The sequence below is a fragment of the Phenylobacterium sp. genome (assembly GCF_035539035.1).
In the GTDB taxonomy this organism is placed as follows: domain Bacteria; phylum Pseudomonadota; class Alphaproteobacteria; order Caulobacterales; family Caulobacteraceae; genus Phenylobacterium.
Genome location: NZ_DATLJI010000016.1, coordinates 216,526 through 230,671 on the forward strand (window position 1 = coordinate 216,526; position 14,146 = coordinate 230,671).

The window sequence follows — 14,146 nt, forward strand, 5'->3', positions numbered from 1 at the left end:
CCCTACCCGGCCACTAGCTCCAGCCACTCGTCCTCGGTGAGCACCTGAATGCCGAGCTCGGCGGCGGTCTTCAGCTTCGAGCCCGCGCCCGGCCCGGCCACCACGAGGTCGGTCTTCTTGGACACCGAGCCGGAGACCTTCGCCCCCAGGCGCTCGGCCTGGGCCTTGGCCTCGTCCCGGGTCATCTTCTCCAGGGCGCCGGTGAAGACGACGGTCTTGCCGGCGACGGCGGTGTCGGTCTTCGGCGCCTCGGCGTCCTGCACGGCGAGCTGGGCCTTCAGGTCCTGGACCATGGCCCGGTTGTGGTCCTCGGCGAAGAAGGCGGCGGCGGCGTCGATCACCGCGCCGCCGATCTGGTCCATGTCGTCCAGCTCCTGGACGGCCTCCGGGTCGCGGGCGGCGACGCGGTCCATGGCTTCCAGGAAGGCGTCCGCCGTGTGGTAGCCGCGGGCCATCACCACCGCCGTGGTCTCGCCGATGTGGCGGATGCCCAGCCCATAGATGAAGCGGTCGAGGGAGATGGTGCGGCGGGCCTCGATACCCTCCAGGAGGTTCTTCACGCTGGTCTCGCCGAACCGCTCAAGCGCCAGCAGCTCCTCGCGCTTCTCGTGCAGCCGGAAGATGTCGGCCGGCGAGTTCAGCCAGCCCCGCTCGTTGAACAGGGTGAGCTGCTTCTCCCCGAGCCCCTCGATGTCGAAGGCCCGACGGCTGACGAAGTGGCGCAGGTGGGCGAGCTTCTGGAAAGGACAGGCGAACTCGCCCGAGCAGCGGCGGACCACCGTCTCCGCCCCCGACGCCGTCGTCTCGCGCACCACCTCAGTGTGCAGCGGGCACGGGCAGACGTGCGGGAACTCGTAAGAGACGGCATCCTTCGGCCGCTCCTCGGGCACGACGCCCAGGATCTGCGGGATCACGTCGCCAGCGCGCTGCAGGATGACCGTGTCGCCGATCCGCACGTCCAGGCGGGCGATCTCGTCGGCGTTGTGCAGCGTGGCGTTGGTCACCACGACCCCGCCCACCGTCACCGGCGTCAGCCGGGCCACGGGCGTCATCGCCCCGGTCCGGCCCACCTGGATGTCGATGGCCTCAAGCACGGTGCGGGCCTGCTGGGCCGGGAACTTGCGCGCCACGCCCCACCGGGGGGCGCGGGAGACGAAGCCCAGCCGCTGCTGCCAGTCCAGGCGATCGACCTTGTAGACCACGCCGTCGATGTCGTAGCCGAGCTTCGGCCGGGCCGCCTCCATGTCGCGGTAGGCGGCCAGCAGGCCCTCCACGCCCGTCACGCACTGGCTCTCCGGCGTCGTCGGGAATCCCCAGCTCTTGAGGAGCTGCAGGGCCTCCCATTGGCTCGTGGCGAAGGGCTCGCTGACCAGTCCCCAGGCGTAGGCGAAGAAGCGCAGCGGCCGCTGGGCGGTGACCTTCGGATCGATCTGGCGCAGCGACCCCGCCGCGGCGTTCCGGGGATTGGCGTAGGTCTTCTGGCCCGCAGCTTCCGCCGCTGCGTTCAGGGCCGCGAACTCCTCGTGACCCAGGTACACCTCCCCGCGGATCTCGATGACCTCGGGCCAGCCCTTCCCCGCCAGCCGCTTGGGAATTTCGCCCACCGTGCGGACATTGGCGGTGACGTCCTCGCCCACCCGTCCGTCGCCGCGGGTGGCGGCGCGCACCAGCACCCCGTTCTCGTAGCGGATCGAGCAGGACAGGCCGTCGATCTTCGGTTCGGCGGTATAGGCCACCGCCTCGTCCAGCTTCAGGAACCGGCGCACGCGCGCGTCGAACTCGACGGCGTCCTCGTCTGAGAAGGCGTTGTCCAGGCTGAGCATCGGCACGCCGTGCTCCACCGGGGCGAACTGCTCCGAGCGCGCCGCGCCCACCCTGAGCGAGGGGGAGTTGTCCCGGACGAGGTGCGGGAAGCGCGCCTCGATCTCGGCGTTGCGCTGCTTCAGCGCATCGTAGTCCGCATCCGAGATCGAGGGCTCGTCCTGCTGGTAGTAGCGGATGTCGTGCGCCGCGATCTCGTCGGCGAGAAAGGTCAGCGCCTCGACGGCTTCGGCCTCGGTGAGCTGGTCGACGGGTTTTGCGCGGGCAGAATCCATGGCGCGGACCCTAGCCCAACCGCAGCCGATCGATCACGCCCCGATCAGCGCCCGGGCGGCGGCGCGGGCGGCGTCGGTGACCTGGGCGCCGGCCAGCATGCGCGCGATCTCCTCCTCGCGGTCTGACGGGGAGAGCACCTCGACGGCCGTCCGGATGCGCTCGCCCTCGCCCGCCTTGGCGATGCGCCAGTGGGCTTCGGCGCGGGCCGCCACCTGGGGTGAGTGGGTCACCACCAGCACCTGGGCCTTGGTGGCGAGCTTCTTCAGGCGCAGGCCCACGGCGTCGGCCACCGCCCCGCCGACCCCCTGGTCCACCTCGTCGAAGATCATCAGGGGCTGCGGCCCCGTCCCCCGCCCGGCGAGCGACGCCTTCAGAGCCAGCGCAAAGCGCGCCAGCTCGCCGCCCGAGGCGATGGCGCCCAGGTCGCCGAACGGCGCGCCGGGATTGGTGGCGATCTCGAAGGCGACGCGGTCCAGGCCCGCCGGGCCCGCGCGGTCCTCCGCCACGGGCTCCACCGCGACGCGGAAGCGGGCCTTGTCGAGCTTCAGCGGCGCGAGCTCAGCCATCACCGCCTCGGCCAGCCGCTCGCCCGCGGCCCGTCGGGCGACGGTCAGCTCGCCGGCGGCGGCCAGGTAGGCCCCGCGCGCGGTCTTCAGCGCGGCCTCCGCGGCCTTGAGGTCCTCCTCGGAGGACTCCACCGCCCGCAGCCGCTCGGCGAAGCGCACGCGCAGCAGCGGCAGCTCCTCCACCGAGACGGCGAGCTTGCGGGCGAGGCCCCGCAGGTCGAACAGCCGCTCCTCGGTCTTCTCCAGCCGGTCGGGCTCGAACTCGAACGCCTCGGCGGCCGCGTCGATGGCGGCCTCGGCCTCGCCGGCCTCGATCAGCACGCGGTCGAGCGCCTCGGACGCCTGGCTCAGCCGCGTGACCGCCGCCCCCTCGACCGCCGCCCCCGCGGTCACCGCACGCTCGCGCGCCCGCTCCAGCGCCCGGATGGCGGCGGCCACCTTCGGCCCCAGGCCTTCGAAGGTCTCGCGCGCCGAGGCGATGTCGGCCAGCGCCTTCTCGGCGGCGCCAAGCACGGCGCGCTCCTCGGCGAGCTGCGTCTCCTCCCCTTCACGGGGATCCAGGCGGTCGAGTTCGGACAGCCGCAGCTGCAGCTCCTCGGTCTCGGCGGCCGAACGGTTCACCGCCTCGCGCAGCTCGTCGACCCGCTCACGGGCCGCCCGCCAGTCGCGCCAGCGCTCCCCCACCGTCGCCAGATGCCCGGAGAGGTCGCCGTAGGCGTCCAGCATCGGCCGATGGGTGCGGGCGTCCAGCAGGCCCACCGTCTCGTGCTGGCCGTGAACCTCGAGCAGCAGCTCGCCCACCTCCTTCAGCACGCCCACGCCGGTCGCCTGGTCGTTCACGAAGGCCCGGCTGCGGCCGTCGGCGGCCAGCGTGCGGCGCAACACCAGGTCCTCGTTGCGGGCGTAGGACAGGCCCTTCTCTTCCAGCAGGTCCCAGACCGGGTGGTCGGCGGCGGGCGCGAAGACCGCGGAGGCCGCCGCCTGCGGCGCGCCCCGGCGCACGAGCCCCGCGTCGGCGCGGGCCCCGGTGGCGAGGCCGAGCGCGTCGAGGATGATCGACTTCCCCGCCCCGGTCTCGCCGGTAAGCGCGGTCAGCCCCGGCCCGATGGACAGGTCCAGGGCCTCGATCAGCACGACGTCGCGGATCCAGAGGCCGATCAGCATGGGGACAGGATCACCCGGAATCGGGCCGGGCGGAAAGGCCTCAGTTCGCCTTAGGTTCCGTCGCGGCGGCGTCCGTGGCGGCAGCCTCCGGAACGGCGGCGGGCGGCTTGATGGTCTCCCGCTTGTCCTTGCGGAACGGGATCTTCAGGAAGCCGCGCCGGCCGCCCCCCTCAGGCTCCACCGCGGGCCGCAGGCCGCGCGACGTGAGCAGCTTGTAGGCGTCGCCGTACCAGGCGTCGCCGGGGAAGTTGTGGCCCAGCACCGCCCCGTTGCGCTTGGCCTCGTCGGCCAGACCCAGGGTCAGATAGGCCTCCACCAGGCGGTAGAGGGCCTCGGGCGTGTGGCTGGTGGTCTGATAGCGGTCCACCACGGTGCGGAACCGACCGATGGCCGCCAGCGTGTCGCCGTTGCGCAGATACCAGCGGCCGATGGTCATTTCCTTGCCGGCCAGCTGGTCGTTGACCATGTCGATCTTCAGCCGGGCGTCGGACGCGTATTCGGTGCGCGGATAGCGCTGCACCACCTCCCGCAGGCCGGCGAGCGCCTGGCCCGTGGCCGCCTGGTCGCGGCCCACGTCGACGATCTGCTCGAAGTAGCAGATGGCCTTGATGTAGTGCGCATAGGCCGCCGCGGGGTTGCCCGGATAGAGCTGGATGAAGCGCTCGGCGTCGGCGATCGCCTCGGGGTAGTCGTTGCCCTGGTAGTGGGCGAAGGCCTGCATGAGGATCGCGCGGCGCGACCACTCCGAATAGGGGTGCTGGCGCTCCACTTCCTGGAAGTAGTTCACGGCCTGGGCCCACTGGCGGCGGTCCAGCCGGTCCGCGCCCGTGGCGTAGAGCAGCTCGACCGGCCGCTCCTCATAGACCAGCCGGGGCTTCTTCTGACGGCCGGCGCACCCGGTCAGGGCGAGGGCGCAGACGCCGGCCACGAGCGCCGGACGAGCCCACGAATTGCGAAGCAAGGACACCTTCACCTCAAAGGACAGACGCGCGCCCCCACGCGAGGAGTCGCTTCTACACCACGCCGGGCGCCTGGCAAACGGAAGCGCCCGAGGCTGCGACCATGGCGCGCGAAAGCGGCCAAGGTGGGGCGGGTCAGAGCGTCTCGCGCAGATGCGCCACCTGCTCCTCGTGGGTGGCGGTCGGCTTGGGCAGGCCGATCTGGTCGGAGACCATCTCGGCCAGCGAGGGCAGGGTCGCCCGGTCCACGCGGTGGCTGTCGCCCCAGAGGTCGGCGCGCATCAGCGCCTTGGGGCAATGCAGGAAAGCCTCGCGCACCGCGATGCGCAGCACGGAACGCGGCGGCTTGCCGAATTCCACGAAGGCCTGGATCAGCGCGGGCTCGTCGGCGAGTTCCGCCCGCCCGTTCACCCGGTAGATGTCGTCGACGCCTGGGATCATGAACATCAGCCCGACCTCGCCCGTGTCGGCCAGGTTCTTCAGGGAATCGATCCGGTTGTTGCCGGGTCGGTCGGGCATGAGGAGGGTCCGGCCCGCCTCGTCGACCTTCACGAAGCCCGGGCCGCCGCCGCGCGGCGAGACGTCGACGCCGCCCTGCCCCACGGACCCCATCACCACGAACGGCGACAGCGCGATGAACCGCCGCCCGTGCGGGTCCACGTAGTCGATGGCCTTGGCGACGGTGCGCGGATGCGGCGGCTGGTACAGCCTGGCCAGCTGGTCCTGCATGGTCTCGGACATGGGCGCCTCCCCGCGGTCGCGCCCACTGAAGCAGAGCTGCGAATTGCTCGCAACAAGCCCTTCGTCAGACGGCCTCGGCGAGATCCTCGACGAAGGTCTTCACGCGCCAGGCGTCCGGCCGGGCGAGGAGCGCGCGCACCAGCTGGTTGTTGATCGCATGCCCGGCCAGTTCGCCTTCGAAGCGGCCGACGATCGGCATGCCGAGGACGTAGAGGTCGCCGATGGCGTCCAGCGCCTTGTGGCGCACGAACTCGTCCGGGCGGCGCAGGCCCTCCGGGTTCAGCACCCGGTCGCCCTCGATCACCACCACATTGTCCATCGAGCCGCCGCGGGCGAGGCCCATGGCGCGCAGGGCCTCCACCTCGTGCAGGAAGCCGAAGGTCCGGCAGTCGGCCAGTTCGCGGCGGAAGGTCGGGCCGTCCATCGCCATGTCGATCGCCTGCGTGCCGATGACGGCGGTGGGGAAGCGGATCTCGAAGGCCACCTCGAAGCGGGCCGCCGGCATGAGCGCGGCGCGCTTGTCGCCGTCCACGACCTCGACGGTGTCCAGGATCTCGATGTAGCGGCGGGCCGCCTGCTGGGCGCGCCGGCCGGCGCGGTCGAGGATGCGGACGAAGGGCTCGGACGAGCCGTCCATGATCGGCATCTCGGGCCCGTCGAGTTCGACGACGGCGTTGTCGATCCCGAGCATGACCATGGCGGCCATCAGGTGCTCGATGGTGGAGACGGTCACGCCGGCGGCGTTGCCGATCACGGTGCCCAGCTGGGTCTTGCAGACCGCCTCGCCCGTGGCGAGCACGCGGTTGTCGCGGTCGGTCACGTCCGTGCGGACGAAGACGATCCCATGGTCCACGGGCGCCGGACGCACGTTGACGCGCGTGTGGGCGCCTGTGTGGACGCCGACGCCGGCGAAGAACGCCGGGGCCCGGAGCGTGTGCTGGAACGCCCGGTCTTGAAATGCGTCTGCGGCCAAGGGGACCTTCCTGCTTACTCGTGCGAGCGGCCCTTCGGCCGCACTACGTCCCACGGTCTGGTTAAGGCGATTGCCGCAGCGCAGCAAAACACTTGCTGTTTCGCTTTGTTTCGGTTCGGGACAGCCCGCGAAGTCCGAGGGCGACGGCCCTCCCGCGGTTACGCCCGGGCGGAATCTCGGGCCGTATAGCGCGCTGCGCCAACCAGGGCTTCCGAGCGGTCATGGATGCAGACCAGGGCCTCGTCGCCGGTCCGGCTGAGCGCCTTGGCGAGGTTACGGGCGTGCTCTTCGGCGCAGCGTCCCGACAGGAACAGCAGGGGCTGGGTCTCGCCCTCGCAGCGGACGGTCCATCCGCCGTCCACCGGTCCCACCGAAATCCTGTGCTCGCGCCGCATGACCGCCTCCCCGCAGTTTTCGCCGCAGGGAGGAGCCTAGACCCAAGGCCGGTCGCCCGGCATTCACGTTTGTTGGATTGCGCGGCTAGTTCGCGAGGCGGCGCAGGAAGGACGGGATCTCCAGGTCCTCGCCGGCCTCGGGCTGCTCCACCTGGGCGGGCGCTTCGGCCGGCAGGGCTCCGCCGCGGCTCGCCGAGGCGCGTGGCGCGGGAGCCGGCGCGGGCTGGGCCTGCGGCGCGTCGTAGCGCGGACGGCCGCCGAACAGGCTCAGGAAGCCGCCGCGCGGGCGCCGGGGCTCGTAGGGCTCGGCGAACAGCGGCTCGTCCTCGGAGACCTCCTCCACCGCCGGATCGACGATGCGGGAGACCGGCTGGGCGATCTGAGGCTCCGGCGCAGCGGCCACGGGCGCGGCGTAGAGGTCGGGTTGTTCTTCCTCCACCGCTTCGGCTGCGTAGGCGACGGGCTCCGGGGCTGGCGCCGCGGAGACCATCGGCTCGGGGGCCGGCGCGGCCGCAGCCGGGGTCGTGTCCACCCGCAGCGGCTGGGCCGTGGTGTTGGCCCGGCGCTCCAGGCGCGGCTCGATGGCGGCGATGGAGACGCCGTCCATGCCGGTGGCGACCACCGACACGCGGATCATGCCTTCCAGCGCCGGATCGAAGGCGGCGCCGAAGATGATGTTGGCTTCCGGGTCCACCTGTTCGGAGATGGCGTTGGCCGCCTCGTCCACTTCCAGCAGGGTCATGTCCAGGCCGCCGGTGACGTTCACCAGCACGGCCTTGGCGCCCTTCAGGGAGACTTCGTCGAGCAGCGGATTCTGGATCGCGTTCTGGGCGGCCATCAGGGCGCGGTCGTCGCCGGTCGCCTCGCCGGTGCCCATCATCGCCTTGCCCATTTCGGTCATGACCGTGCGGACGTCGGCGAAGTCGAGGTTGATCAGGCCCGGCAGCACCATCAGGTCGGTGATGGAGCGCACGCCCGAGTGCAGGACCTGGTCGGCCATGCCGAAAGCTTCGGCGAAGGTCGTCCGCTCGTTGGCCACGCGGAACAGGTTCTGGTTGGGGATGACGATCAGGGTGTCGACGTAGCGCTGCAGCTCACCGATGCCGGCGTCCGCCAGGCGCATGCGGTGGCGGCCTTCGAAGTGGAAGGGCTTGGTGACCACGCCCACCGTCAGGATGCCGCGCTCGCGCGCGCACTTGGCGATGATCGGCGCCGCGCCGGTGCCGGTGCCGCCGCCCATGCCGGCGGTGATGAACACCATGTGCGCGCCGTCCAGGTGCTCGCCGATCTCCGGAATCGACTCCTCGGCGGCGTGCATGCCCACTTCCGGGTGCGCGCCGGCCCCGAGGCCCTGCGTCGCCTGCACGCCCAGCTGGATGCGGCGGTCGGTCCTTGCGAACTGCAGCTGCTGAGCATCCGTGTTGGCGACGACGAACTCGACGCCCTCGAGCCCCGCCTCGATCATGTTGTTGACGGCGTTGCCGCCCGCGCCGCCCACGCCGAACACGACGATCCGCGGCTTCAATTCTGTCGCCTGCGGAGCTGAGAGAGAAATTGCCATCGGACCCCTGCGTCCTTCCCAAAACCGAGCTCAGCGCCGACCGACCCCCCCAGCCGGCGCTCCTTAAGGATGGGTTTAAAATTGCGCCCCTCATCCTTAAGCGAGGGTTAAGGCCATAGCCTGAGTCGTTCGGCCGTCGACCGCGCGGGAGGCGAAAAAACCGCTTGTTCCACAAGGAGTCGCGCGAATCGCGCCGCGGCTGCGACCACCTGTCTCGCAGGGCCAAGCGCTGCCGTAAAGGCGCCCGCCAACCGGCCGTACGATCAGCCCTGACCTAAAGGTTCTCGCGCAGCCAGGCGGCGGCCTTGGCGACCGGGTTGGCGCGGGGGTCGAGGGGCTCGCGGCGCAGCTTGGCGGAGGCCAGCGCCTTGGCGCTGACCGCCTCGCGGGGGCCGAAGGCGGCCCGGTGCAGGATGCCGGCGGCGGCGGTGAAGGCCGGGCCCGACGCGGCGTCGGCCAGGTGCGGCACGCGGCGCGGGCGGCCCAGGCGCACGGGGCGGTCGAACACGCGCACGGCCACTTCGCGCACGCCGGCCAGCTGGCTCGCGCCGCCGGTCAGCACCAGACCCGCGCCCGGCTCGACGGGGGCGCCGGAGGCTTTCAGACGGTCGCGCAGGAGCTCCAGGGTCTCCTCGACGCGCGGCGCGATGATGCCCTTCAGCAGGGAGCGGGGCGCCACCACGGGGCCGGCGCCGGGATCGTCGCCGCGCGGCGGGGCCTCGATCATCTCGCGGTCCTCGTTGGCCGAGGCGATCGCCGAACCGTGCAGCGTCTTGATGCGCTCGGCGCCGGCGATGGAGGTGGAGAGGCCGCGGGCGATGTCCTGGGTCACGTGCTGGCCGCCGACCGGGACGGTCTCAACGTGGACCAGCGAGCCGGCGTTGAACACCGCCGCCGAGGTCGAGCCGCCGCCCATGTCGATGCAGACGGCGCCCAGGTCCATCTCGTCCTCCTCGAGGGCGGCGAGGGCGGAGACGAAGGGGGCGGCGACGACGCCCTCGAACTGCAGGTGGGCGCGCTCGACGCAGGCGCCGAGGGTCTGGAAGACGGCTTCGGAGACCGAGACGACCAGCAGCTCGACGCCGAGCGTGCGACCGAACATGGCGCGTGGGTCGCGGACCCCGCCTTGTCCGTCTACGGACCATGCGATGGGGAGGATGTGAGCGGCGCGGCGGCCCGGGAGCTTGATCTGGGCCAGCGCGTGGCTGATCGCGCGGACCAGGTCGGTGTCGCTGATCGGACGGGCGCCGAGGCTGACGCGGCCGGCCACGCGGGCGGAGGTGAGCTGGCCGCCGGCGGTGGCGACGGTGACGCCCTGGACGCTGACGCCGGCGACGTTCTCGGCCCGCTCGACCGCCTGGGCGATGGCCTCTGAGGCCTCGTCGAGGTTGACGATCGAGCCGCCGCGGATGCCGCGCGACTGGACGTAGCCGACGCCGGCCGTGGTGAGGGTGCGGTCGGCGCGGCGCACGCCCTCCGGCTTCATGATGAAGCAGGTGACCTTCGAGGCGCCGAGGTCGACGGCGGCGACGACCTGCGGCGGCCGGATCGCGGCCCGCAGGCCCTCCCGGCCGTCCTTCTTCCTGGGATCTTCGCGCGTGGCGGCCTTCAACATCTTGTCCTCACGCGCCTTCTGCGACGAGCTGACCGGCCGGAGCGGTCTGGCGCGGCCGCACGGCGACCACGTCGGGGTTGCGCAGGTCGATGCGCTCGAAGCCCAGTTCCAGGATGTGCGAGCGCTGGTCGAGCTGCTCGAGCTGCATCAGGGCCTCCTCCTCGCCGACGGCGGGGAGCTGGATGATCGAGCCGTCCTTCATCCGCAGGTCCCAGCGGCGGTTGTCGACGCGCACCAGCGCCTCCATCCGCTCCATGAGCCGCGGGCGCTGGGCGAGCGTCGGCAGGATGCCGGGAGCCATCTCGGCCCCGCCGGCGCCGACGATCAGCGGCAGGGTCGGGAAGCGGCCGGGGTCGGCTTCCGGGATCGGCTGGCCGCGCTCGTCGATCACAACCGTCCTGCCGGAATGCTGCCAGACGGCCAGCTGATGTCGCTCGACGACGGCGATCACCAGGGTGTCGGGCAGCAGCCGCACGACGCGCGCCTCCTTCACCCAGCCGACCTTCTCCACCTGCTGGCGGACGGCCTCCAGGTCGAGGCCCAGCACCGGCTGGTCCTTGTAGACGCCGGCGGCGGCGACGATGTCGGGCGTGGCCATGGGCGAGGCGCCCTCCACGTGCACGGCGCGCAGCTTGAAGCCGGCCTGGCCGAACCGGTTGTCGACGCCGGCCGCGACGGTCTCGGCGATGCGCTCGCCGCGGCCGCCGGTGGCGAGCACGCCGACCAGCGACAGGGCGAGCACGCCGGCGGCGGCGATCAGGGCGTGTTTGGGAGAGAGGCCCGCGCCGTCCGGGCGCGGTTGCGCGGACGCGGCCGGCCTGCGGGCCGGCGCGCGTTTTGGACTAGGGGGCGACTTGCCCCGAGGCCTCGCCTGAACCTGCGATCCTCCCCGCACCGCTGCGGGCATAGGCGTCCTCCGTGATCCACAGCACCAGTTGGTCGAATCCCACGCCCTGCGCCGCCGCCTGCTCAGGGACGAGCGAGGTGGGCGTCATGCCGGGCTGGGTGTTGACCTCCAAAAGGACCATGATGTCGTTAATGTCGTCATAACGCAGGTCCGACCTGGTAACGCCCCGACAACCAAGCGCGGCGTGCGCCATTTCGGAAAGTTTCTTCGCCTTCTCAAGGGCATGGGCGGGAATCCTCGCCGGAACCACGTGCTCCGAGCCCCCCTCCCCGTACTTCGCCTCGTAATCATAGAAGGCGGTTTTCGGCACGATTTCGGTAACCGTCATCGCCTTGCCGTCCATCACCCCCACCGCCAGCTCCAGGCCGCGGACGTAAGGCTCGACCATCACCTCCTCGCCGAACGTCCAGGACGGGGCCACGACCTCCTGCGGCGGGGTGTTGGCGCCCTCGTGGACGATGAACACGCCGACCGAGGAGCCCTCGGCGTTCGGCTTCACGACGTAGGGCGGCTCGATCACGTGGCGGGCGGCGACGTCGAAGCGGTTGAACAGGCCGCCGCCGGGCACGGTGACGCCCGCCGCGGCCAGAACCGCCTTGGCCTTGGCCTTGTCCATGGCCAGCGCCGAGGCCAGCACGCCGCAGTGGGTGTAGGGGATCTGCAGGGTTTCCAGCACGCCCTGGACGCAGCCGTCCTCGCCCCACTCCCCGTGCAGGGCGTTGAAGCAGACGTCGGGCTTCAGCTGCGCCAGCACCTGGGCGACGTCGCGGCCGGCGTCCACCCGGCTGACCTTCGCGCCCAGCCGCTCCAGGGCGTCGGCGCACTCGCGGCCCGAGACCAGGCTCACCTCGCGCTCGGAGGACGGGCCGCCCAGCAGGACGGCGACGTGGTGTCCGGAAAGGGGAAGGCTCACTTCGTCTCCTTGGCGGTTTGGGCCTCCGCGGCCAGCCGGCGGAAGTCGATGTCGCTGTCGGCGACCGTGTAGAGGAAGGCCGCCCACACCGCGACGTTCTGGGAGAGCTCCGCCGGGTCGATCTTGTCGAGCGTGTCGTCGGCGGCGTGGTGCAGGTCGAAGTAGCGGCTCATGTCCTGGTTGAAGTCCACGAAGGGCGTTCCGGCGGAGATCAGGCCCGAGATGTCGGCGCCGCCGGAGCGCGGCGGCTCGCGGCTCACCACCACGTTCAGGGGTGCGATCGCCGCTTCGAACGCCTTCATGGCCGGATGGCTGCGGCTGCCCGTGGGCAGGCTCAGGCTCCAGACGCGGCCCGCGCCGCCGTCGCTCTCGCCGGCGACGACCATCTTCGGGACCTCGGCGCGGTTGGCGGCGAGATAGGCGCCCGAGGAGCCCCCCTGCTCTTCCGAGCCCCACATGACCACCCGGATCGTGCGCTTCGGCCGGCCGAAGCCGGCCGCCAGCTTCGCCGCCGCGGTGGAGATGGCGATGCCGGCCGCGTCGTCCACCGCGCCCGTGCCGGGATCCCAGGAATCGAGGTGGCCGCCGATCACCAGCACCTCGTCGGGCCGCTCGCGGCCGCGGATCTCGCCCACGATGTTGTAGGCGGGCGAGGCCTTGTTGCTCGTGGACTGCATGGCGAGCTTCACCGTCACCGGCTTGCCGCGCGCGACCAGCTTCTCCAGGAGCTCGGCGTCGGGCGTCGACAGGGCCGCGGCGGGGATGCCGCCCGCCGCCGCCCCGCCGGTGTGCGGCAGGCGGGTGTCGTCGGTGGAGAGCGAACGGGTCAGGTAGCCCACCGCCCCGCGTTTCGCCGCCTCGAGCGGGCCCCGGCTGCGCTGGGCGTTGACGAAGCCGTAGCTGGAGCCGTCCTGGGTGCGCGGCATCTTCTGGGTGACCACCGCGATCTTGCCCTTCAGCGCGCCCTCCGGCTGGTCGAGCATGGCCTGGTAGGTGCGGAAGAGGACGATCTCGGCGGTGAGGCCGCCCTTCGGCGTCGGGCTGGAGTTGCCGAGGCCCAGGATGTGCAGCCTGTGCGGCACGGGTCCGACCACCTCGGCCGACTCCGGCCCGCGCGACCAGGTGGGGGTGGTGAAGGTCTCCACCCGCACGTTCTCGAAGCCCAGCTCGCGGAACTTCGCCACCGCCCAGTCGCGGCCGCGATCCATGGCCGGCGAGCCGGTCATCCGCGGGCCGACCTCGGTGGTCAGGGATTCCGCGATCGCCCAGGCGGTGGGGTCGGTGAGCGCCTTGTCGCGCACGGCGGCGGCGTTGGCGGCGAGGTCCTGCCCAACAAGGTCTTGGGCGGCGGCAGGGGCGGCGACGGCGGCCGCGAGGGCGGCCACCGCGAGGAAGGCTGGAATTCGCATGTTTTCCGGGTGCGCCCCTGGAAGATTCCCGTCAAGCGCACTGCTGCCAGCAGGGTGTCAGCAGCCGATGGATAGGCTGTGGGGGATCGAAGGAGACCGCCCATGACCCTCGTGCAGGAGCCCGTGCGCCCCGCCACCGCGCTTGACGCCCTCCCCCGCCCGCCGTGCGCCGAACTGCTCGGCTGGCAGGTTGTGGACGCGCGGCCCGCCGACGGCTGGATCCGCATCGCTTTCGAGGCCCGCCGCGAGTTCACCAACCCGGCCGGCTTCGTCCAGGGCGGCTTCCTGGCCGCCATGCTGGACGACACCATGGGCCCGGCGGTGTTCGCCCACACCGAGGGCCGGCTCTACTGCCCGACGATCGACCTGCACGTGAGCTTCCTCGCGCCCGCCAAGCCCGGGCGGCTCTACGGCGAGGGCCAGGTGGTGCAGCTCGGGCGGAGCATCGGCTTCATCGAGGCGAAGCTGCTGACCGAGGACGGGACCGTGGTGGCGCGGGCGACGGCCAGCTGCCGGCTGGTGGAGGCGGCGAAGGCGCTGGGGTGAGGCGGCCCTCGGGTCGTCATGGCCGGGCCTGTTCCGGCCATCCATAGACCCCGCGGCGCCGGGGAGAGCCGGTGCGGCGCCGCATCCCACCTGCCACGCGGAGATTATGGGTGGCCGGGACAAGCCCGGCCATGACGGAGGGAGACGGTTCGGCCGCCTGCCCCCTCCACCCCTCGCTCTTCGGCGAGCGGCCCCCTCTCCCGCTGCGCGGGAAAGGAAGGGGTCGCCCCTTCCTCCTCGATGGAGGAAGGGTAGGGATGGTGGTGGTCGCAATGCGTCGGGGGACGAGCGCGGGACGGC

At 71.9% G+C, this 14,146-nt stretch carries 12 protein-coding genes; 1 reads left to right on the forward strand and 11 read right to left on the reverse strand.

Going from position 1 to position 14,146, the window contains the following annotated elements:
- Window positions 1-2: 2 nt before the first annotated feature.
- From ligA to VM685_RS15075, 11 genes are all read right to left on the reverse strand, one after another.
- The gene (ligA, locus tag VM685_RS15025) at window positions 3-2,096 is read right to left on the reverse strand and encodes an NAD-dependent DNA ligase LigA (RefSeq protein ID WP_325460983.1); all 2,094 of its coding nucleotides are present in this window, start codon (window positions 2,094-2,096) and stop codon (window positions 3-5) included.
- A 33-nt stretch (window positions 2,097-2,129) separates the two neighbouring features.
- On the reverse strand, window positions 2,130-3,827 hold the full coding sequence (gene recN, locus VM685_RS15030) for a DNA repair protein RecN (RefSeq protein WP_325460984.1): 1,698 nt from the start codon (window positions 3,825-3,827) through the stop codon (window positions 2,130-2,132).
- 40 nt (window positions 3,828-3,867) lie between these two features.
- Complete coding sequence (locus VM685_RS15035; RefSeq protein ID WP_414693380.1) at window positions 3,868-4,788, reverse strand: outer membrane protein assembly factor BamD; 921 nt, start codon at window positions 4,786-4,788, stop codon at window positions 3,868-3,870.
- 133 nt (window positions 4,789-4,921) lie between these two features.
- A complete protein-coding gene (locus VM685_RS15040; RefSeq protein WP_325460986.1) occupies window positions 4,922-5,527 on the reverse strand; it encodes an MSMEG_1061 family FMN-dependent PPOX-type flavoprotein in 606 nt (201 codons plus the stop codon).
- Between the two features lie 64 nt (window positions 5,528-5,591).
- Complete coding sequence (lpxC, locus tag VM685_RS15045) at window positions 5,592-6,500, reverse strand: UDP-3-O-acyl-N-acetylglucosamine deacetylase (RefSeq protein ID WP_325460987.1); 909 nt, start codon at window positions 6,498-6,500, stop codon at window positions 5,592-5,594.
- Window positions 6,501-6,658: 158 nt separating this feature from the next.
- Window positions 6,659-6,895, reverse strand: coding sequence for a hypothetical protein (locus VM685_RS15050; RefSeq protein WP_325460988.1), 237 nt, complete (start codon window positions 6,893-6,895; stop codon window positions 6,659-6,661).
- Between the two features lie 85 nt (window positions 6,896-6,980).
- Window positions 6,981-8,456: a cell division protein FtsZ gene (ftsZ, locus tag VM685_RS15055; protein WP_325460989.1), complete on the reverse strand. Its 1,476-nt coding sequence runs from the start codon at window positions 8,454-8,456 to the stop codon at window positions 6,981-6,983.
- Between the two features lie 274 nt (window positions 8,457-8,730).
- On the reverse strand, window positions 8,731-10,071 hold the full coding sequence (gene ftsA, locus VM685_RS15060) for a cell division protein FtsA (protein WP_325460990.1): 1,341 nt from the start codon (window positions 10,069-10,071) through the stop codon (window positions 8,731-8,733).
- 7 nt (window positions 10,072-10,078) lie between these two features.
- Window positions 10,079-10,978, reverse strand: a complete 900-nt coding sequence (locus VM685_RS15065) for a cell division protein FtsQ/DivIB (protein WP_325460991.1) — start codon at window positions 10,976-10,978, stop codon at window positions 10,079-10,081.
- A complete protein-coding gene (locus tag VM685_RS15070; protein WP_325460992.1) occupies window positions 10,914-11,891 on the reverse strand; it encodes a D-alanine--D-alanine ligase in 978 nt (325 codons plus the stop codon). The genes VM685_RS15065 and VM685_RS15070 overlap by 65 nt, the downstream gene beginning before the upstream one ends.
- Window positions 11,888-13,300, reverse strand: coding sequence for a M20/M25/M40 family metallo-hydrolase (locus tag VM685_RS15075; RefSeq protein ID WP_325460993.1), 1,413 nt, complete (start codon window positions 13,298-13,300; stop codon window positions 11,888-11,890). The genes VM685_RS15070 and VM685_RS15075 overlap by 4 nt, the downstream gene beginning before the upstream one ends.
- A 102-nt stretch (window positions 13,301-13,402) precedes the next feature.
- Between VM685_RS15075 and VM685_RS15080 the strand changes: the two genes are divergently transcribed.
- Window positions 13,403-13,846 (forward strand): PaaI family thioesterase, encoded by a 444-nt coding sequence (locus tag VM685_RS15080; RefSeq protein WP_325460994.1) that lies wholly within the window; start codon window positions 13,403-13,405, stop codon window positions 13,844-13,846.
- The last annotated feature ends 300 nt before the right edge of the window (window positions 13,847-14,146 follow it).